Raw genomic sequence first — 20,175 nt, forward strand, 5'->3', positions numbered from 1 at the left:
CAGGTTCGGCACTTGCTGTGCAGGCAAACAGCCCTGCGAGTAATAGGGTGGTCTTATTCATCACTAACTCCGTTTTAGCTGACTTCTTCGTTACTCACGAATGATGAAAGGTGTCTTTACTTTTTTAAATCGACGTTAAAAAGCAATAAATGCACCAGCGACAAAATATTGACGAAAAAACAGTCATATATGACAATTAAGCGACACAGGATATTTGAAAGTGTAAAGAAACCAGACAGTTTTCTTTACGTTTGTGTAATAAATGTAAAGTTGCGCATGTCTGAATTTGGATATACCTTGAACTTTTTTACCAAGAGATTGTTCCATGAAGTGGTTGATGTTTGCTGTAGCCCTGCTGTTCCTCGTTGGCTGTTCTCAAAGTGAAAACAACGCCACTCCTGAGCAAGTCAAACGCCAAATAGAGAATGGCGATAATGCGTTAGCTATTGTTAACGCCAAGGCTTTACTGCAAAAAGGTGTTGACGATCAAAACGCCGCGGCAGTGATTCAAGCCAGAGTTTTGCTAGCCAACGCATACTACTCGCAAGGCCATTACGCACAATCTACCAGCCAGTATAATTGGATTCTCGATAAGGTGTCTTCGCCCGCTAATCAAGACGGTTTTGATTGGTATAAAGTAGTCGTGTCGTATATCGAGTCTTACGCCTATCCTGAACTACAACTATTATTGGAGCACGAGCAGGCCCCGTTTACTTTATCTGAAGCATTTGTATTGCGTATTGCTAACAAGTTGGCCGACAACAACGGTGCATTGTTCGACGTTGTATCTGAATTGCGACGAGTACGCTGTAACGAATGTCACCCACTCATTCAAGCAATTTACTTAGGGCAATTGTCTTCCTTTGGCCTACTAAGTGATGAGTTATGGCAAAACCAAAGTACCGAACTTGCCACGCGTATTAACGACTACCAATACGTGGCCATGGCTTTAGGTCGCCATTACCAAAATACAAAACAATACGCTCAAGCCAAAGACTACTTAGTACAATATACAAGTGCACGACCTGAAGACTTGCACGCCAAACTCGTACTGGCATCTGTAGAGTTGGCCTTAGGTAATGATGAGCAAGCAACGGCGCTAACTAACGCGCTCCTCACCCAAACTCAAAAAGCTCCCATGGTACTTCAACTTCAAGGGGTGCTCGCCTTTAAACGAGGCGACATGTTAGAAGCTGCTGCCGCTAGCCAAACGTCTATTTCTTTGGGCCTAGAAAGCGTACTTAATTTGATTATTGCTGGTTTGTCGAATAGCCAGTTGGGTAACATGGAATTAGGTGCAAATTACCTGGGCCGCATTAAGAACGAACTTCCTGTAGACCACCCATTAATGGTAATAGTCACCAACATTACTGAAACCATAGGCAACAATGGTACGTTAGACAGCGCCAGTGCTATTGAACTCGCACTCAGTGAGAGTTCGCGTATAAGTTCGCAACGCCTGCAACGCGCAGATGCTAGCAACAACGCAGAACTGGCCCAAGTGGCTGGCGCACAAGGTACGTCGTCTAGATTTGAACGCATTGGTGAGGCACTTTCCAATGGCGACATCGACACTGTAAAACAAGAGCTAGTAAGCTGGGAGCAAGAAGAGGGAAGAACCGTAGATTGGTTAAATACCGCTGCCATTGTTGCCATTAACGACGGCGATATCGCTGGTTCGCAAGCCTTGCTAAATGAAGCAAAGCAATTAGACCCCAATAATATTCCCTCGTTAATGCAAGACATTCAACAAGCACAACAAGAGCAAAAGTGGTTGCAAGTCATTGCCATAACCGAGCCCATGTTGATGGAGCGCAGTATCTCTATTCCCAGTGTTATTGTGGCCTGGTTAGAAGCGCACATAAGACGCAGATCTTTGCCACTCGAACAAGTTGAACACCTAAATACCCTGATGGGCGACGAGTTTGAGCGCATATTCGTGGGGCACCTGCTCAGACTAAACGAGGTCAACACGCTAGGGGAATATCTTTACAATATTATTGGCGAAGCCAACTGGCACTCTGGTCACTTTAACGCTGCCTTGTTACTCAACCAAAATGTTGGCCGAGTACAAGAAGTCTCTCGACTGACCAAAGCTTTTGTAGACTCTGGAAAAGCCATTACTCCCACCGACCTTATGTTGGCATTATCAATCTCAGAAAAAATGGGCGACATAAACGCGGTAGTCGGGCTACTCGACTATGCCGATACCAACAACATTGCCATTGAAGGCAAAGCCTATTTTCAGGCAACCGTTTACCTAGCCCAGCAAAAGTGGGAAGAGGCCAAACAAGCTCTACTTTCTGAAAACCTGAATACGCCCAAATATTACAACATGCTAGCCCGCGCCCACTACGAACTCGACGAAGTGGAACCAACACGAAATGCACTTATTAGCAGTTTAAATCTGCGCCCTAACCTCATCACACTCGATCGCTTATTCGAGCTAGAACAAAACCAAGCCGAACCCGACCTAGAGCAATTTGCCGATGCAGTGACTAACACCATCGAGTTCATCCCCTACGCCAACGACGTGCGACTACGTATTTCACAATGGGTGTTGTTAGTAAAACCCGAGCTAAGCGCGGCCTTGTTAGAAAGCCCATCGATGACACAACTCGTAAACGCTGACCCTGTATTACTCAACAACCTAGCGTGGGCACAACTGCAAGCCAATGAGCTAGAAAAAGCCACGGCCACGATTAAAAAAGCACTGGCACTAGCACCAGAAGATCCGTCGTTTTTAGATACTCAAGCGAGTATTGAGGAGAAGTTGAGGGAGGGTTCTTAGGGAAGAGTTCATCATCTATACACGATTTCCCAGAATAAAATTGGAAAATGAAATAGACACGCTTAAGTACTTTGACTACAAACAAGGCTAACGATTGATAAGGCCCAATATTTCATCATAAACTTTTTGATAGTCATCATTTTTACTAATATATTCGAGAAAAGTTAACTCGGAACTGAAGGATGTAGCTATTTCTTTTGGGAAAGTTTTGGCGGAATCAGCGTTTAAATATGAGTAATTTTTTAAAATACTATCATCAGCATACATAGTCTTGAGTAAGCTATAGGCGTAAATGTTTGCGAGGAATTCTTCTCTATCCGAAGTTATTTTTTTGCCAATAGTGGAGCGCATATAAAGATAGTGGAATGCCTCATGTAGGCTTGTATCCAGAGCATAGAGTTGCATGTCATTGTTTGAATATCCTATAAAATGCTCTGTACTCGCTATATAAACAATATTTTCACGCTCAATTTCATTTCTGAGATAAAAGTTATCATCATTGATATAGTAAAACTCCAACAACAGATTGAAGTTTGCAAGTGGCTTTACTTCAGAATCAACGTCTACACCAATACACTCACCAATCTTCTCTAAATACACACGAATCTTAATTTTCCCAATATGATATTCACAATGTTCCACTGTTGATTGCTTGATAGTCTCAAAATCAAGTTCCTGTAGCTCTCTATCTCCTGAAGAAGCCTGGCTATAGCTTGTGTAAGTTCCAAATATATTTTTCTCCATAACGAAGAGACTGAAGGGTTTTACTGGAATCGGGTATGATGGATATATGGCACAAGCAGCAAGCACTAAGGCCAATAATAATAAGAATGTAGAACGAAAAGCTAGTGAAGACATTGCTTATATCTTTATCGAGAATTTAGGATTTAGTGCAGACGAATTGGTCCTCACCTGCACCATCTGTGCGGATATGATTTTCAATCACGGTTGTCAAAGCCTCACTATTTCTAACAAAACTTGTTTTAGAAATCATTATCTAGAAGTAGGCCTTCCTTCCTCGATTTACGAGAAAGCGTGCTTTGCTGCTCTTCTAGCTTTTGCTCAATAACTAATTGCACATCGTCGATAACCCCAAAATGCTCTAGTACGTTGAATATCGTTTCAGCATTAACCGGTTTGCCATTCTCGATGGACGAAATAGTATTGCGCCCAACACCTACGCGTTGGCCAAGTTCAGTTTGATCCATGGTGGTAGCACGCATGGATACCACAAGCTTACCGATAGATTCCAAAAGGGCGTTTGTTTTTTGCATGAAATAACATGCAAACTGATAGCCACAGTATTAAGCAGTTTATGTTTACGCTTTTTTCTGAGAGCTTTGGCTACCAAAAAACGCCTCTTGAAACTTCTTGGGCGGTAAGCCGGTAACACGCTTGAACGTAGTGGAAAAATAGGTAGGTGTGCCAAAGCCCACATCGAGGCTAAGGTCCATAATAGCTCCACCTTTTTCCAGAGCCTTAACGGCTTTGTCTATACGAAAACGAGATAGAAACTCAGTAAAGTTATATTCAAAGAGATCTGACAATCTGCGATTTAACTGCCTAACGCTGATTAACATCTGGTCAGCTGCTTGTGCCCTATTAAACGTCTCATCTTTATAATTCTTTTCAAGTACTGCGATAAATTTCAGATAGAAATTCAGGTCTTTTTCGTTGTTGAAGTCGGGGATGTTTAGGTAGCTCTTTACAGGAGTTTTAGCATTCATATTACACCGAGCCGCCTCAAGCATCTTAGAGTAATGATTTACATCCAACAAATGTTTCAATCTAGAAACTAGAATTTGGTCAGAGACTGGTTTTTCTAGGATGGTAGTCACTCCCACGTCAATAGCTTCTTGAATCCAATCTTCATTATTTTTCCTGATATTAAAATCGTAGGAGTATACTCGTGCCCGGTTGTTCCTCTAATTTTCCTTACAAGTGTTATACCATCCATATCTGGAAGATAATTGTCCAAAATAAATATGCTCGGCTTATACGATTCAATAATATCTATACATTCTTTACCGGTTCTGGCCGTCAAACACTGATAGGGGTCGTTAAGTAAATCAAAAAGATGAGAGCGGATAAACTGACTTTGCTGGACAACCAAAACAACTTCTTTGTTTGTAGATTTCTCTTCCACTTGAAAATCAGAGAAATAATTTTCTGAATCAATTAATTCAACACCATCGTTCTGTGCTGGGATACTGTAGTTGATGGTTAATTTTCCGGTCGATATGTTCAAGTTAAAGTCTCCAAAATGCGAGCAAACTAGGGCTTTTAGAACACCTAATCCAAACGTCTCTTCCTCATCACTACCGAGAAACTTTATATATTTTTTACCCTTAGAAGCTTTTGGTGATAAATCTGAACGTGTTAGTACAAATTTAAAACCCAGTTTGCTCGGCTCAGCACTCACGTCAATCTTTATTGATTCAGAATGTGGAAACATTTGGTAGAGTGCTTTAAAAGGCAACTCCAGTAAACTTTCGAGTAGCCCGTAAGGTAAAGAGAAAAATCCATCTCCTTTGATATGATATTGTAAAAAACAGCCAAACTCACTTGATAATGAAGATAGTTTTTCCAATTCTATTTTCGTGTCTCGTTTGAAATTTACTTTTTTAGTTGGTGCACTGCGTTCTACAGACTCAATATCTAGAAAGCTCACAATTTCAACTAACTCAATTAGCTTCGAAAAATTTTCGCTCAACTTGTCATAATTTGGTGTTTCACCGCTGGAACCTTCATGAATCGATTTACTTAAAACTTGCATCTCATATGAACGTTCTTTTAGTTCCTCTGAAATACCTTCGATTACTTTGCTATGTCTTGCAATAGCAGCAGTTAAATCATTTTTTCTCTTTAGAATTAGGCTCAGATTCCTTGAGTTTCTCACTCTCAAACTTAGTATTGCTCTAAAACAAACTAAGAAGTAACCGCTAAAAAAGCTATAGATAAGAAAAAGGGAAAAAAGAAAATATACCATATAAGCATATATACTCAGGTAAAATGGGGCGGGAACTAATATCTCTATTGCTGAGCTTTCGAAGCTCTCCTTGATCCCGTCAACATTCACTCTAATCTCTAGTTTATAGCGTCCAGCATCTAAGGATGGGAATTCAATGTCCTTTATTGAATGGCTCTGAGATACCCATTCATCGGAATAATTGATTAACCTGTACTCAATCTTAAATAGATCTGAATAAATCGGCTTATTTACGTTTACATTTATTTCTATCCAAGAGTGCTCTCGAGCAATGGTCGTGGTAGATTTATTCGTTCCAAAAATATTTAAAGTCTCAAATTGGCGAGATTCATTGTCAAAGAATCTTATTGCAGAAATATTTACTCGGTGCTCATAGACTGCAGAGAAATTGCTAAGTAAATGCTTAACGTCTAACACGTAGGTTTGTTTATCTCCAAGCACAAGAACATTATGCTCATTTTTCAATATAGAATTAAATTCAAAGCTCCTATCTGACACTCCAAAGGTTTCATCTATGAGATGATATGATTGTTTCTTTAAATCGTAGAAAAACAGACCTTTACTCGTTGTAGCAAAAAGGCCTGAATCGACCTCTGCAATTGAGTTAATGATTCCCGGAGGAGTATTATTTAACTGCTTTAACGAGGAGTTTAGATAGGAATATTCATATATTCCGGAAGAAGTGCCAATCCAAATTCTCTCACCGTTTGAGCTAAGTTGTACAGAATTCAGCTCACAGAGTGAAAAATCTACATTGCTGCTAAGCTTTTTTATCTGTCCGTCAGAATATATGAATACACCATTGCTGTGTTTAGTGAAAACAACACCATTTTCTATAGCTGCAAACGCTGCAATACTTCCGTCTACAAGCTTTTTGAGTGCATTTTCAACGACTAGAAACAACCCACTTCGATGACTACTCTCTAGACGGATTACTAACTCACCACTTTGTAATGTGATTACTCCAGAAATATTTTCACCATAGCTCAAGTCAACAGACTTAAGGGGTAAAGCAATAGAGCGCTCAGGATACAATTCAAAAAATTCTCCAGTACCCTTTACCGCATAAAATCTATTTTCTGTTCGGACTAGATGGTAACTATCTGGCTCTCCCACATTGATGACATCAATTACTTCCCCACTTTCACTTGCCCTAAAAACCTTTCCTTCAGAAGCAATCAAATAGCCTGATTTGTACTGTATCCGTGAAGTTATATGCCCGGCGAAAGGAACGCGCTCAGAGTTCAAGACTACAGTACTTTTCGCAGAGTTTGGAATGCGGAGTAACCCTCTTTGGGTGTCGACTAGAAAAATGTACCCGGTAGGGGAATAAAGTATTTGAGTAACAATCTCAATATTATCTGGCACCAAACTTTGATTCACAAACCAAGGAACCTCAAATTCTCCAGTTTGTTGATTTAGCCAGTATAATTTCTCAGCACCTACCCAGATTTTACCATCTGGTCCTCTACTAATATGGTAAACAGGGAACTGTTTAGTCTCATTATCATCATATCCCTTAGGCCTGTCTGAATAGAGCGAATATTCTTTACTCAATCTATCAAACTTTATTAACCCCAAATCCGAGCCAATAAAAACTGTATCATCCTCGGCTAAAAAAGAGGTAATTTCAGTGTAATGAAATCCAGTTTCACGAGGGTCATATTTTTGTAGGTGGCTGGTACTCAGATCTACGGAAAATAAAGCCTTTTCTCGATCAATAAGCCAAAACATTCCGTCTGAGAGTTGAACACTGATAATCTCGCTGTAGCGTTCGACCCCTATATGATTGAGATTTAGAACTATCTCTTTAGTCTGTATGTCTAGAACATAAGCATTATTAACGGTCGAAACTGCCAAACGATTTCCAAATACGTCAATGTTCCAAACTTGGCTCGATGGAATTCCAAAAATTTCATATGGTTGAATAGAATGAGTCCTAAAATTTACAGAATATAGCCCGCCGCCGAAAACAGAAACTAAAATGTGGTCGTCATCCAATTGCCCTATAGAGGAGACGAATCCACCATCAAGATACTTTTCAAAACCATCGATAAACTTATATTCGTTTCCCTGAATTCTGTATAAACCATTCTCGGAGCCAACGAAGACTCCAGACTCTGACTCCAAGATAGATGTAATGTAACCTAGAGGCTTTCCATCGATTGAATCAATGAAAGGATAATTAGGTTGAGCACTAGCTGAAAATGAAGCAATGAAAAGGGACGCACATGCTACGAAAGTGAGCCACGAGTACCGTATTAACACAGAGAACATTCCTTTGTCCTTATTCTTAAAGAAGAAAAAATCTCCGTGTCAAATAATCTATTCCGTTTTTAGTAACCTCGACCAATACAAAAAAGGAATAAGCTAATGAGTGATACACGAAGCAATCTTGTGCCCCTGACAATTAACGAGCTAATAAAAGTGTCTGGAGGCCATTTATCATACAATCAACAAATAGAAGAGGATATTATTCATACGTATTACAAAGTCCCCAAAGTACCACCGATTTCTGGCCTATCAAACCAACAACTAACTCAACTGACTACGCTAGACTATTAAAAACACTCTAGTCTAGCCAAATACACTCGGGCAGTTTTAAGCAGTAGCTGCCAGTGTTGGAATAGTTTTCGATGTTTTAATCTTGATCGATAGATGTTCTCTCACTTAACGATAGGTAAGGTTAACAATATATTTTTTTGAGGCGACATAACACTCTCTCATCCTCAAACCAACAACCACCGCATCCCCGCATTTACAGCTGCTTGTTGGTCATAAATATAATCCCCCACATATAAGCATTCTTCTGGTTGTAGTTGCCATTGCTCTGCTATTTGCAGCAGTGCTGTGGGGTCAGGTTTAGCTGGGGCGTCTTCTCTTGTCAGTACCAAGTCTATGGGTATTTGGTTATTGTGTATTTTAATGTTGGTGGCTTGAGTGCAGTTGCGGGTAACAATGGCCATGGGTAGGTTGTTGGCTTGAGCTTGTTGTACCATTTGTTTGCCAATGTCTAACCATTTGGCGTTTTCTGCGTCGGCAATTTCGTGCTGTAAAATAACGGCGTTGGCGTGTGCTTTTTCGTGATCGGGGAGTTTGTCTACAAACTCAAGAATGTCTTCGCTTTTGCTGCAACCAATTTGCTCTCGTATGGCTGAAAAGTTAAGTTGCGATTCTACTAGGGTGCCGTCTAAGTCGAAAATAACCCCTTTGATCCCGTCTAAATTCATAGCGTTGTTTGCCTTTTTACTGCTTTGTTATTACAAAAGATTCAGAATAGTCGCGGCTTTATACGTACAATTGCTATAGTTCGCGCCATTAAATTTGGCTAATTATTTTATAACCTTTGTAGGCGGGAGTAATGGGTGTATTTGCAGCGCTAGGTACGGCGCTTTGTTGGGCAATTGCCGCACGACTTTATCAACAAACCGGTAACGCGTTTTCACCCCTTTCCATGAACTTTTGGAAGGGTGCTATTTCTATTGTTATTTTGTCGGTGGTTGTACTGATTATTCCTACTAACTTGCATTCTCACTATGCGTTGGGTGTGTTGTTGGTGAGCGGTTTTATTGGCATTGGTATTGGCGATACGCTGTTTTTTAGAGCCCTGCAATCTATTGGCGACAGCCAAACCGTATTGGTAGCCGAAACACTCGCGCCTATTTTTACGGCGCTGTTTGCTATGGCGTTTATTGGCGAATGGCTCACTTGGCAACAATGGATAGGTATTGCGGTCGTGCTACTTGCCATAGACATGGTGATTAAATCACGAAAACGGGATACCACCCATGTATTTGCTACCTCGGGCTATTTGTACGCGGTGGGAGCGGCCATTTGTCAGGCCGTAGGTGCGGTAATGAGTCGTGATATTTTAGCCAGCGGAGATATCGATGCTGCCAGTGCTGCACTGTTTCGTTTAGTGGGTGGAATGGTATTTGTTGTGCCGCTCATGCTTATATCTAAAACCGTATGGTTACCCAAAGTAACGAGCGCTGTTCGAACGTGGCGATTGTTTGTTATTGCTACCTTGCTAGGTACTACCGCCGCGATTTACTTACAAATGTTTGCTATTGCCAATGCAAAGGCTGCAGTGGTGCAAACCCTTATTGCAACAAGCGCATTGATGAGTTTGGGTGTGGCTTGGATATTGGGAGAAAAGGCGTCGAAGGCCACCTTGTATTGGTCGGTTACCGCCCTTATTGGCGTGGCACTTTTGATATTTTTTGGTGACAACAGCCCACTTCACTAAGCGCTGTTGAAAACGAGGTTTACTCACCAGAAACAGGCGAACAGGCGTGAGTAAACCTGCTAAGACAAATGCTAAAGGGGGTTAAACCCTGAAGCCTTTTGACGTACAGCTCGAACGCTTATCACGCAATGCTGAAAGGTGTCGCTTCAACCAAGATTTTTGAATATCTGATTTGGTGGTGCGCAGCTCGTCGTTGACTCGCTTGAGCTCTTTACCTACTAGCAAGCAGCTCGAACTGGTTGGCTCAAACCCACTAGCGTGAGCTTTGGTAGTAGGTAATACTGTGACCGACGCTGCAATGGCGGTACTAATTACAAGGGTACGTAGATTCATGTTGTGGCTCCGATTACTCAGTAATTCAAAATCTAGCACAGCCGTTGCCTTGCTTTAGTGCATCGCCCAATACACGGGTATGAAAATTACTGCGCAAGGATTATACCCTTGAACCTGCTCCCATTGCTTCAATTACTTTCATGACGCGCTGCGGAATTTTTTGCAAACTGCATACTTCGGTTGCCGCTCCCATATCTATGGCAACCTTTGGCATACCAAAAATCACACTACTGGCCTCGTCCTGACAAAAGGTAGCACAGCCTTGTTGCTTCATCGCCAGTAACCCTGCCGCTCCGTCTTTACCCATACCTGTGAGCAGAACGCCTACCGCGTTGTCACCCGCACAATCTGCGAGAGATTTAAACATTACGTCGACTGACGGGCGATGCCCAGACTCCCGCTCATCGTCACCCAACGACGCTATATAATCGGCTCCGCTTCGCACTACCCGTAAGTGTTTTCCGCCAGGGGCAATGTATGCAGAGCCAGGTAAGAGTCGCTCATTGTGTACCGCTTCAGTTACCCGAATTTGACACAAGCTATGAAGCCTCTGTGCATAGGTGGCGGTAAATCCCGAGGGCATATGCTGGGTAATAACCGTTGCAGGTGCGTTACTGGGGAACTGAAGTAACACTTCTTTGATGGCCTCTGTTCCGCCAGTAGACGCGCCGATACCGATAAGTTTTTCGGTACCTGAATAGTGAAATGTTGATGTGCGTGTTGTTGCGCTGGGTGACGTATTTGGTGTTGAGTATCTCGGTTTACATTGCGCGGCTATGCGTATTTTATCGATGATCAACTGGCTGTAATTCGCCAAAGCTTGGGCAATATCTAACTTTGGCTTAGGTACAAAATCTACCGCACCTAATTCCAACGCCCTAAGCGTGGCCTGCGCACCTTGTTGTGTGAGTGTGGATATCATCACTACAGGTGTGGGCTTGGCTTTCATTAGCACTTCTAAAAAGCGTAAGCCGTCTACCTTTGGCATTTCAATATCGAGAGTGATCACATCGGGCTCGTGTTCCAGTACCATTTTTTTGGCAACGTAGGCGTCTTGCGCGGCGCCAACCAACAGCATGTCATCGGCTTGGTCGATGATGCTGGCGAGCAATTGCCGAATGAGCGCAGAATCATCGACGACCAGTACTTTTATCGGCATCTAAAGTCTCCGTAAATGTGAAGGTACCCGCCTTCGCTTGCTGCGCTAACAACACTCTGTGCGTGCTCTCTCGTTCGTAAAGCCCTGCGTTATTAAACTCTTTAATTCGCTTCATAAACACATTGCCCTCTTCAGGGAAAAAGTAGATTTTTCGGGCGTAGTTCGACATTAAATCGCTACTTATCAAAGGAATGCTTTCCTGCTTTAAGTAGGCCACTACAAATTCTGCGTTAATTTTACCTATGTCTTGCTGCACAAAGCCGGGTAACACCTTGCCTCCACCAAACGCTTTAGCAACAAGTCGACCGCGATTTGCCCCTAATTTAACAAGTTGTTCTATGAGCATACTCATTGCGTGAACGCCGTATTTAGACGCCAAACAATTATCCAGAGAACTAGCGAGGTTTAAGTCTGGTAACATGAAATGATTCATGCCCCCGATATTAGTCTCTGGGTCGTAAATACATGCAGAAACGCACGATCCTAAAATAGTTACCAATACCTTGTTAGAACTCGTCGCCACATATTGCCCGGGTAACAACTTTACCGCTTCTCGTTGTAAGCGTTTGTCGAAATAGGTAATGGGTTGTTCATCCTGACTCATACTAGGATTACTGCCTTACTTTACCGGTATGTACACTGTGTTTCCTACCGACCGGACTAAGTCGGTATGCATAGTAAAGTTCTCTGAATGCCCCGCAAAATAGAGCCCTTTAGGAGTGAGGCGATTGACCATTTTTGCCAGTATTTCTCGTTGTGTTTTTGGCTCGAAGTAAATCATCACATTGCGACAAAAAATCACGTCAAAAGACTGAGGTAATGGCCAATGCGTGGCCGTTAAGTTAAGGGGCATGAAAGTCACCATACGGCGAATTTCATCTACCACTTTCACCTTTCCGGCATGGCTGCCCTTACCGCGAAACAAAAACTGTTTGGCGTACCCTGCAGGGAGCTGCTTTGCTCGCTCTATGGAATAAATACCTTTGTCTGCGGTGTCTAATACGTGACTGTCGATGTCGGTTGCAATAATAGACACGGGCGTATCAAAACTTCGATAAGCGGCGGCCACTGTCATAGCGATTGAGTAGGGCTCTTCCCCCGTACTACTCGCGGCACACCATATTCGTCTCACATTTGGCGAAGCCCGCAGATGCGCCTTTAACAAGGAAAAGTGATGAGCCTCTCTGAAAAATGCAGTTAAGTTAGTGGTTAACGCATTAATGAACTGCTCTTCTTCATCTTTGGAGGTCTGAACCAGCGACAAATAGCTGTCAAAGGAGTCAATACCTAGCGCGCGTAGCCGCCTTACCAAGCGGCTGTACACCATAGCGTCTTTAGACTCGTTTAATCGTATACCCGCTTTCGCAAACAATAACGCTTGTACACGAGAAAAGTCATTTTTACTGTAGGCAAATTCCGTTGCTGATGCTTGTACTGGCGTTACCTTGGCTAGCGTCAATTAAAAGGCCTCCCATTCAGCATCGTCAGGGGCTGCAGGGCTTAATGCTTTAACTGATTTGGGTCGTCGTCCGTTAAGAATCTCGCCAGCACTTTCTGCTTTAATCGCGACAGGGGCGGTTATCGGCGCAGCGCTAAAGTTGGATTCCGTGGCTCCTACATTGAACAAAGACACGCGCTGAGCTAATTGTCCAGACTGTTGACGCATACTGTCTGCAGCAGCGGCGGCTTGTTCCACCAGCGCTGCATTTTGCTGAGTCATTTCATCCATTTGTACAACGGCGTTGTTTACTTCTTGAATACCCGTTGACTGTTCAGCCGAGGCAGCAGCAATTTCCGACATAATGTCGTTGACGCGCGTGATGGCTGTCACTATATCAGCCATGGTTTCACCCGACTTATTCACCAAGGTGTTACCGTTAGATATTTTCTCCACTGAGGTCGAAATCAACGCTTTAATGTCTTTTGCCGCCTCTGCAGAACGCTGAGCAAGTGTACGAACCTCGGAAGCAACTACGGCAAAACCTCTGCCTTGTTCCCCTGCTCTGGCAGCTTCAACCGCTGCGTTTAACGCGAGTATGTTTGTTTGAAAGGCTATGCCATCTATTACACCAATAATGTCAGAGATACGCTGTGCCGACTCGTTGATCTCGCCCATGGTGTGCACAACTTCTTCAATCACTTTTCCGCCGTCTGAAGCTACTTCAGACGCTTGTGAAGCTAAGCTTTTCGCTTGGTCTGCGTTTTCAGCGTTGAGTTTAACCGTGCCCGTGAGTTGCTCCATTGCCGAGGCAGTTTCTTCTAAACTAGACGCTTGCTGCTCGGTACGGCTAGACAGGTCCGCGTTGCCCGTAGCAATTTCATTAGAACCTGTATCGATGGTCTCAACGGCCGAACGAATTTTTATGATGGTATCTCGTAACTCATCAATGAATGAGTTGATGGACTCACCCAAGACTTTAAAATCGCCATCAAGGGTTTGCTCAATGTTTTCAGTCAAGTCGCCACTTGCCAGTGTGGTCATGATGTTTTTGATACATTCCACAGCCACCGTACGCCCCGTGACATCACTGGCATATTTTACTACGCGGAAGGGCACGCCGTTTTCATCAAGAATTGGGTTGTACGAGGCTTGTATGTACACCGCGTTACCCTGTTTATCCAAACGTTTATACTCGCCGCTGGAATACACCCCTTGTCGGAGTTGGTCCCAAAACATGCTGTATTCAGTGGAGTTCTTATAGGCGGGTTCAACAAAAATACTGTGATGCTTGCCTTTCACTTCTTCGAGGGTATATCCCATGGCACCGAGAAAGTTGTCGTTGGCGGTTTGAATAATGCCGTTCACATCAAACTCAATCACGGCTTGCGATTTACTGATAGCGTCTAATTGACCTTCAAAATACGCGTTTTTCTTCTTCTGTTCGGTAATATCAGTGGCAAACTTAACCACTTTGTAGGGGTGGCCTTTGGCGTCATAAATTGGATTGTAAGAGGCTTGGATCCAAATCTCTTTTCCACCGCGGGCGAGGCGTTTAAATTCACCGGTCTTGTAGTTACCCGCTTTTAAATCTTGCCAGAACTCAGCGTATTCCTTACTGGCTTTATAGTCGGGCTCTACAAATATACTGTGGTGCTGCCCTTGAACTTCGCTGAGTTGGTACCCCATAGCCCCTAAGAAGTTATCGTTAGCCGTAAGAATATTGCCGTTTAAATCAAACTCAATGACCGCCTGAGACTTACCAATAGCATTGATCTGCCCTTCAAAATCGGTAGTTTTGCGCTTTTGTTCGGTGATATCGGTGGCAAATTTTACGATAGACGTAATATTGCCATCCCGATCAAAAATAGGGTTGTACGAGGCTTGGATCCAAATATCTTCCCCCGATTTGGTAACTCGACAAAATTCTCCACTGTGCACTTCACCATCTTGCAGCTTACGCCAGAATTCTTGGTATTCGGCGCTTGCCGCATAGGCTTTATCAACAAACATGCGATGGTGTTTGCCAACCACTTCTTTATCTGAATACCCCATTGCATTCAGAAAGTTGTCATTGGCCGATTTAATGGTGCCTTCAGGAGTGAAATAGATGACCGCCTGACTACGCATAATGGCGTTCACGGTACCCTCTTGACGGCGAAGTTCCGCATCTTCTGCCCACTCCACCACCAATGTCCCCTCTTCCATACCTTGAGTCGTGCGAAGGGGCGTGATTTTTAGGGAGAATATATTTACCGCAAGTGTCACAGTGATTTCTTGAGCGCTGATAACATTAACCAGTTCGCGAGCCACACTCTTTCGACCCCGCAACACACTATCAATATTTACGCCCTTCAACGTCGCACCTGAGGCTACTGCATCAAAGTCGTCGCTGTACAAAGACATAAAGCTAGAAAATGCTGGATTAGCATAAAGAATGTTGCCCATGGTATTCATCACGCATAGTGGTGAAGAGCTCACATCCAGTATTGATGAGTTAAGTTGTGCCGCTTGCTGAGCAGCTTTTAATTCATCGCCATTTAAAAAAGTAAACACACCCATGACGTTACGCCTTCTTGCCGAAATATTCTAAGTTGATTGAGATCGATAGTCTGTTACGCGTCTTCGGTCACCGTTTCTGGTGCCACCAACCCCAATTCCTCACTGGTAACTAGGCGTTCAATATTCACCAAAATTACCATGGTATCTTCAACATCCGCCAACCCCTGCAAATAGCGGCTGTCAAAGGCCACGCCAAATTCTGGCGGGGCTAAAATGGTTTCATCTGCGAGTCGAATAACATCCGACACTCCATCGACAACTATGCCTACAATGCGTTCTTGAATATTGAGCATAATGACAATGGTAAACTCGTTGTACGTTGCCTCTCCCACATTGAATTTAATGCGTAAGTCCACAATGGGAACTATGTCGCCACGTAGGTTAATTACCCCTTTGATAAAGGCGGGAGCGTTGGCTATTTTCGTAACTTGTTCGTATCCGCGAATTTCTTTGACCGTGGTGATGTCCAAAGCATAGTGCTCGTCACCTAACACAAAACTCAGATACTCTTTCTCTTCACCGCCAATCACGGTTTGCTGTAGTACGGCGTCACTCATGACAGTAACTCCTCTAGTTGACGAGACGTGTAAGTGGTAGCAATGGAATCTGTGTCGATAATCAGCGCCACTTTGCCGTCACCCATAATGGTTGCTCCAGCAATACCCGCCACTTTTCGGTAATGTTGCTCTAAGCTTTTGATCACTACTTGCTGCTGACCAACGAGAGCGTCGACCAACACGCCATAGCGTTTTTTACTGCTTTCAAGCAGTACTACAATGCCTTCGGTGGGAGACCGCTGTGCGTTTTCCACGTCCATGTAGTCGTAAAGGGGAACCAGCGGCCAATATTGATCGCGAATATGCAAAACGCTGTCGTTGCCCAAGGTTTTGATTTGCGATGCAGTGGGTTGAAAAGATTCAATGATATTGAGTAATGGAATCACAAATATCTGATTGCCAACAGACACACACATACCGTCCACAATGGCCAGTGTGAGTGGTAAATGGATGAAGAAACCAGATCCCTCACCCTTTGTGGATTCAATCTCGATGCGCCCGCCAATACTTTCAATATTGCGACGCACGACATCCATACCTACACCTCGACCAGACACGTCGGTAACGGCTTCTGCAGTAGAAAACCCCGCTTGGAAAATCAGCTGCCATACTTGTTCATCTGGCAGATCGTCGGCTACTTCAAGGCCATTAGAGCGCGCTTTTGCGAGAATACGTTCTCGGTTTAGGCCCGCGCCGTCATCGATAATACCTATGATGATATTGCCACCTTTTTGCTCGGCACTCAGAATAATAGTGCCCGTTTCTGGCTTACCTGCGGCAATGCGCTGTTCGGGTATTTCTATGCCATGATCAATACTGTTCCTCACCAAGTGAGTGAGTGGATCGACAATCTTTTCGATTAAACTCTTATCAATTTCAGTGCTACCACCGTTGATGACCAAGTCTACTTTTTTATCTAGTTTGGCGGCGAGATCTCGCACCAAACGAGGAAAGCGATTAAAGGTTGATGTGAGCGGTAGCATCCGCATAGACATCACCGATTCTTGAATTTCGCGGGTATTGCGTTGCAGTTCATCTATGGCCAGTTGCAAACGTTCAGCAATAGCGCCTTCTACTTCTTGCCCTATCATAGACAACATCGACTGAGTGATGACTAACTCACCGACTAAATTCACCATGGCGTCGATCTTAGTGGTATCAACGCGAATCGATACCGCATCTTTAGTCTTAGGCTTAGCAGGGTGTTCTTTTCTCGACTGCAATGGACGGGTCGTTACAGACGGCGTGATTGGGGCTTCAGCTTTATGGTATTCTTGCGGGCTATCTTTAGCACTTGGTGCTACAGGCTTGTCTTCTTTGTCTTTAGATTCTGGCTCATTGAAATTCAAAGGTTCAAAAAAGCCGAAGCCATCAATGTCTTCTTGGGCGGTAGATGATAATGGTTGGGCTTTACTCTCGGTCTCTTCCTGTGTGTTTTGCAATACAGGTTCATCATCAAAGAAGCCAAATCCATCATCATCACACGAGGTTGTCTCAACAACCGGCGCTACGGTTGGCTCGTCGTCAAAAAAGCCGAAGCCGTCTTCGCTATCGTTGCTACTACTCTCAGTCAATGCAATGCCAATGCTGTTTTCCAATTGGCTAATGCGCTGATCAATAGTCACGGTTGGTGTTGGTGAACCTTCTCGATAGGCGCTAAGCGTTTCTTTGAGTACATCAATACTTTCTAAAAGCAGGTTTACACTGTCTATCGTTAATGAGAGCTCTCGGTTACGGGCCTTATCGAGTAAGTTCTCCATGACATGCGTTAATCGAGTTAACTCATCAAACCCAAAAATGCCACTGCCGCCTTTAATAGAATGCGCAGCTCTGAATATGCTATTGAGGTCCTCGGCATCAGGTGCATCAACATCAAACGACATGAGCAATTGCTCCATGTCGTCGAGATGCTCCTCACTTTCTTCAAAGAACACGCCGTGGAACTGGTCAATATCGATAGTCATTTAGCTTCCCTCGTGCTACCTATGCGTTAATTAGCCTAAGACTTTCTTAGCTATAGCGAGCAACTTATTGGGGTCAAAAGGTTTTACCATCCATCCAGTGGCACCTGCTGCTTTGCCTTTGGATTTCATATCATCACTGGCTTCAGTGGTGAGCATGACGATAGGTGTTCGCGCAAAATTGGCGAGCCCCCGTAAACTCTTTACTAACGTAATACCGTCCATCCTCGGCATGTTTTGATCGGTAAGCACAAAATCAAAGCTTTGTACCTGACACTTTTCAAGTGCCTCTTGGCCGTCTTGCGCAGTAGTAACACTATAATTGGCGCCCTTTAGCGTCATCTCGACCATCTGTCGTATCGACACTGAATCATCTACTACCAAAATATGCTTGCTCATATTTTACTTCTCCTCATCATTCGACGTCGGACGAAAACATCCTGTATTTACTTTGCAGAAACTGGGTTGTGGTTTGCATTTCCTTGGAACGAGCTGTGAGGGCTCGCACTGCATAAGCTGGTCAACAATGAACTGAAGCATGACTTGGGTGTAATTAGAGAACTGCCTATCGAACGAATGAAGGCATGCGCAGCTGTGCTTTGTGTAGAGTACAAGTCATTCTCCTGCTGTATACGCTGTTTATTGCTGTAACCATGTCACTTGAAACCTCTACCAAACCTGATTTCGTTAGTATGATTATGACTAAATAACATTGGAGTATTTAGATTCAGGCGGGATGTTCTGTGACTACTTTTACAAGAAGCGTAGTATCCAAAAGTCTAATTGGGCAAGAAATCAGCGAAGAAATATTATACTTTTGTAGAATAAAGCCCTAACAGATGCACTTTTATAGTGCATCTGCAGGAAGAGTGAATGTCTTTGTAACTAGACGTGCATACCGCGTATGGGGTAGTTGTTGTCTGGGTTTCTTATCCACCCAAGACCTCGCACCAATGCTTCTAATTCTGGACGAACAAAGGGGTTATTGGAGATATCAGTTACTTGTATGTTGCCTTCAGCATTTACCACAAACAAGCCCGGCTCAGCAAAAGGGTGGTCAGTTTCTTGGGGCGAACGAGGGTCTGAAATATATACTCCTAAGGATTTCATTTGCTCTGTGGTTAACCCATAAGCCAGAGGAAAGGTAACCTCTAACTGTTCAAGATGTTGCTGAAGTTGCGCGTCGCTATCTCCAGACACTGCGATAAGGTCTACGCCAATGTCTTTAAGAGGTTTCACAAACCCTTCGAGTTGATTGAGATACTTTGTGCACAGTGGGCAATGTCGGCCGCGATACACCACTACCATTTTCCAGTCACAGCCTTCAATAGTGTCGGTAAGGTCAACCTTAGTACCGTTTAAAAGCGTAGCTTCGGTTTTCGGAAATGGAGCGCCAGCATGAAGCTTTTGGGTGTAATGGGTAGTCATAATGATTCCTTAAAAATAGGTATTAATGTGACGTTCAAATCGATTTAGATCATTTTCTACATCTGCATTTTTCATTACGTCAAAACAGGCAAAAGTGGGCAATGGTTTCATATCAAAAAACTTGAAGTTCATATGCATAGGAAACAACAAGTCATCGACTGATTTACCCTCGAAAAACTCGTCTTTGTTGTCAAACGACTCACTTGGTGCATTAAACGTGAGTGACATCATGTATTTGGTATTGCTCAGCGTACCTCCAGTACCATAATTTAATTTTGGTGAATCTGAGGTTCTGCCATCACCATTGCACAAAGCTCCCCCCATGCCTGCGGTGTATACCTCATCCATATATTTTTTGAATGACCAGGTGACACCCATCCAATTCACAGGCGACTGAAAAATCACAACGTCAGCCCATTGGTGATGCGCAAGCTGTTCTTCTACGTCTATGCTCTCTGACATCACAACCACTCTTGTCTCGTGGCCTTTGGCTTGTAGCAAAGTAACTGCTTTTTCCACTAACGAAGCGTTTAACTTTCCTTCAGAAAATGGGTAGTACTGATGCCCATTAATAATAAGTACCTTACTCATTTACACACTCCTAAATAAACATCGATAATGTTTGATTAACTTAGGTATATTTTAGTAACCTACGAACCATATTCAATTAGTATACTTTTAGTAACCTACTAAATATTGAAAGGCCAT

The 20,175-nt window shown here is 43.4% G+C and carries 18 protein-coding genes; 3 read left to right on the plus strand and 15 right to left on the minus strand.

Annotated elements, in window-relative coordinates; all coding sequences use genetic code 11:
* Positions 1 to 325 precede the first annotated feature (325 nt).
* Positions 326 to 2,791 carry a tetratricopeptide repeat protein gene (locus tag EYS00_RS11450; protein WP_130636686.1) on the plus strand — a complete coding sequence of 822 codons (2,466 nt, stop codon included), beginning with the start codon at positions 326 to 328 and terminating at the stop codon, positions 2,789 to 2,791.
* 87 nt (positions 2,792 to 2,878) lie between these two features.
* On the opposite strand, the gene EYS00_RS11455 is transcribed toward EYS00_RS11450, so the two are convergent.
* The 4 genes from EYS00_RS11455 to EYS00_RS11470 all read right to left on the minus strand — a co-directional run bounded on the left by EYS00_RS11455 (position 2,879) and on the right by EYS00_RS11470 (position 8,057).
* Positions 2,879 to 3,649, minus strand: a complete 771-nt coding sequence (locus EYS00_RS11455) for a hypothetical protein (RefSeq protein WP_130636687.1) — start codon at positions 3,647 to 3,649, stop codon at positions 2,879 to 2,881.
* A gap of 125 nt (positions 3,650 to 3,774) precedes the next feature.
* A complete protein-coding gene (locus tag EYS00_RS11460; RefSeq protein WP_130636688.1) occupies positions 3,775 to 4,065 on the minus strand; it encodes a helix-turn-helix transcriptional regulator in 291 nt (96 codons plus the stop codon).
* 45 nt (positions 4,066 to 4,110) lie between these two features.
* Entirely contained in the window at positions 4,111 to 4,518 is a 408-nt protein-coding gene (locus EYS00_RS11465) for an AraC family transcriptional regulator (protein ID WP_165399366.1), read from the minus strand.
* Positions 4,519 to 4,625: 107 nt separating this feature from the next.
* Positions 4,626 to 8,057 (minus strand): response regulator, encoded by a 3,432-nt coding sequence (locus tag EYS00_RS11470; RefSeq protein ID WP_130636690.1) that lies wholly within the window; start codon positions 8,055 to 8,057, stop codon positions 4,626 to 4,628.
* A gap of 96 nt (positions 8,058 to 8,153) precedes the next feature.
* Here EYS00_RS11470 and EYS00_RS11475 point away from each other — a divergent pair, with 96 nt between their 5' ends.
* The gene (locus tag EYS00_RS11475; RefSeq protein ID WP_130636691.1) at positions 8,154 to 8,345 is read left to right on the plus strand and encodes a hypothetical protein; all 192 of its coding nucleotides are present in this window, start codon (positions 8,154 to 8,156) and stop codon (positions 8,343 to 8,345) included.
* 164 nt (positions 8,346 to 8,509) lie between these two features.
* Here EYS00_RS11475 and EYS00_RS11480 read toward each other — a convergent pair whose 3' ends face one another.
* Positions 8,510 to 9,010: an HAD family hydrolase gene (locus EYS00_RS11480; RefSeq protein ID WP_130636692.1), complete on the minus strand. Its 501-nt coding sequence runs from the start codon at positions 9,008 to 9,010 to the stop codon at positions 8,510 to 8,512.
* A 131-nt stretch (positions 9,011 to 9,141) separates the two neighbouring features.
* Here EYS00_RS11480 and EYS00_RS11485 point away from each other — a divergent pair, with 131 nt between their 5' ends.
* Complete coding sequence (locus tag EYS00_RS11485; protein WP_130636693.1) at positions 9,142 to 10,029, plus strand: DMT family transporter; 888 nt, start codon at positions 9,142 to 9,144, stop codon at positions 10,027 to 10,029.
* A gap of 81 nt (positions 10,030 to 10,110) precedes the next feature.
* Here the strand turns inward: EYS00_RS11485 and EYS00_RS11490 are convergent, their stop codons facing one another.
* The 10 genes from EYS00_RS11490 to EYS00_RS11535 all read right to left on the minus strand — a co-directional run bounded on the left by EYS00_RS11490 (position 10,111) and on the right by EYS00_RS11535 (position 20,058).
* On the minus strand, positions 10,111 to 10,362 hold the full coding sequence (locus EYS00_RS11490) for a hypothetical protein (protein ID WP_130636694.1): 252 nt from the start codon (positions 10,360 to 10,362) through the stop codon (positions 10,111 to 10,113).
* A gap of 100 nt (positions 10,363 to 10,462) precedes the next feature.
* Positions 10,463 to 11,521, minus strand: coding sequence for a chemotaxis response regulator protein-glutamate methylesterase (locus EYS00_RS11495; RefSeq protein WP_130636695.1), 1,059 nt, complete (start codon positions 11,519 to 11,521; stop codon positions 10,463 to 10,465).
* Positions 11,493 to 12,125: a chemoreceptor glutamine deamidase CheD gene (gene cheD / locus EYS00_RS11500; protein ID WP_130636696.1), complete on the minus strand. Its 633-nt coding sequence runs from the start codon at positions 12,123 to 12,125 to the stop codon at positions 11,493 to 11,495. Before cheD ends, EYS00_RS11495 begins: the two co-directional genes overlap by 29 nt.
* Positions 12,126 to 12,140: 15 nt before the next feature.
* Positions 12,141 to 12,980, minus strand: a complete 840-nt coding sequence (locus tag EYS00_RS11505) for a CheR family methyltransferase (protein ID WP_130636697.1) — start codon at positions 12,978 to 12,980, stop codon at positions 12,141 to 12,143.
* Positions 12,981 to 15,521 (minus strand): methyl-accepting chemotaxis protein, encoded by a 2,541-nt coding sequence (locus EYS00_RS11510; protein ID WP_130636698.1) that lies wholly within the window; start codon positions 15,519 to 15,521, stop codon positions 12,981 to 12,983. It abuts the gene before it with no gap.
* Positions 15,522 to 15,574: 53 nt separating this feature from the next.
* On the minus strand, positions 15,575 to 16,078 hold the full coding sequence (locus EYS00_RS11515) for a chemotaxis protein CheW (protein WP_130636699.1): 504 nt from the start codon (positions 16,076 to 16,078) through the stop codon (positions 15,575 to 15,577).
* Complete coding sequence (locus tag EYS00_RS11520) at positions 16,075 to 18,042, minus strand: chemotaxis protein CheA (RefSeq protein ID WP_130636700.1); 1,968 nt, start codon at positions 18,040 to 18,042, stop codon at positions 16,075 to 16,077. The genes EYS00_RS11515 and EYS00_RS11520 overlap by 4 nt, the downstream gene beginning before the upstream one ends.
* A 30-nt stretch (positions 18,043 to 18,072) precedes the next feature.
* Entirely contained in the window at positions 18,073 to 18,438 is a 366-nt protein-coding gene (locus EYS00_RS11525) for a response regulator (protein WP_130636701.1), read from the minus strand.
* A 486-nt stretch (positions 18,439 to 18,924) separates the two neighbouring features.
* Positions 18,925 to 19,467: a peroxiredoxin family protein gene (locus EYS00_RS11530; RefSeq protein ID WP_130636702.1), complete on the minus strand. Its 543-nt coding sequence runs from the start codon at positions 19,465 to 19,467 to the stop codon at positions 18,925 to 18,927.
* A gap of 9 nt (positions 19,468 to 19,476) precedes the next feature.
* The gene (locus EYS00_RS11535; protein WP_130636703.1) at positions 19,477 to 20,058 is read right to left on the minus strand and encodes an NAD(P)H-dependent oxidoreductase; all 582 of its coding nucleotides are present in this window, start codon (positions 20,056 to 20,058) and stop codon (positions 19,477 to 19,479) included.
* Between the last annotated feature and the right edge of the window lie 117 nt (positions 20,059 to 20,175).

Origin of the sequence: Alteromonas sp. KUL49 (genome assembly GCF_006538345.1) — a bacterium.
GTDB lineage: Bacteria > Pseudomonadota > Gammaproteobacteria > Enterobacterales > Alteromonadaceae > Alteromonas.

Coding starts and splice junctions, on each gene's coding strand:
- EYS00_RS11450 (WP_130636686.1), top strand. CDS start 326: ATGAAGTGGTTGATGTTTGCTGTAGCCCTGCTGTTCCTCGTTGGCTGT.
- EYS00_RS11455 (WP_130636687.1), bottom strand. CDS start 3,649: ATGTCTTCACTAGCTTTTCGTTCTACATTCTTATTATTATTGGCCTTA.
- EYS00_RS11460 (WP_130636688.1), bottom strand. CDS start 4,065: ATGCAAAAAACAAACGCCCTTTTGGAATCTATCGGTAAGCTTGTGGTA.
- EYS00_RS11465 (WP_165399366.1), bottom strand. CDS start 4,518: ATGAATGCTAAAACTCCTGTAAAGAGCTACCTAAACATCCCCGACTTC.
- EYS00_RS11470 (WP_130636690.1), bottom strand. CDS start 8,057: ATGTTCTCTGTGTTAATACGGTACTCGTGGCTCACTTTCGTAGCATGT.
- EYS00_RS11475 (WP_130636691.1), top strand. CDS start 8,154: ATGAGTGATACACGAAGCAATCTTGTGCCCCTGACAATTAACGAGCTA.
- EYS00_RS11480 (WP_130636692.1), bottom strand. CDS start 9,010: ATGAATTTAGACGGGATCAAAGGGGTTATTTTCGACTTAGACGGCACC.
- EYS00_RS11485 (WP_130636693.1), top strand. CDS start 9,142: ATGGGTGTATTTGCAGCGCTAGGTACGGCGCTTTGTTGGGCAATTGCC.
- EYS00_RS11490 (WP_130636694.1), bottom strand. CDS start 10,362: ATGAATCTACGTACCCTTGTAATTAGTACCGCCATTGCAGCGTCGGTC.
- EYS00_RS11495 (WP_130636695.1), bottom strand. CDS start 11,521: ATGCCGATAAAAGTACTGGTCGTCGATGATTCTGCGCTCATTCGGCAA.
- cheD (WP_130636696.1), bottom strand. CDS start 12,125: ATGAGTCAGGATGAACAACCCATTACCTATTTCGACAAACGCTTACAA.
- EYS00_RS11510 (WP_130636698.1), bottom strand. CDS start 15,521: ATGGGTGTGTTTACTTTTTTAAATGGCGATGAATTAAAAGCTGCTCAG.
- EYS00_RS11515 (WP_130636699.1), bottom strand. CDS start 16,078: ATGAGTGACGCCGTACTACAGCAAACCGTGATTGGCGGTGAAGAGAAA.
- EYS00_RS11520 (WP_130636700.1), bottom strand. CDS start 18,042: ATGACTATCGATATTGACCAGTTCCACGGCGTGTTCTTTGAAGAAAGT.
- EYS00_RS11525 (WP_130636701.1), bottom strand. CDS start 18,438: ATGAGCAAGCATATTTTGGTAGTAGATGATTCAGTGTCGATACGACAG.
- EYS00_RS11530 (WP_130636702.1), bottom strand. CDS start 19,467: ATGACTACCCATTACACCCAAAAGCTTCATGCTGGCGCTCCATTTCCG.
- EYS00_RS11535 (WP_130636703.1), bottom strand. CDS start 20,058: ATGAGTAAGGTACTTATTATTAATGGGCATCAGTACTACCCATTTTCT.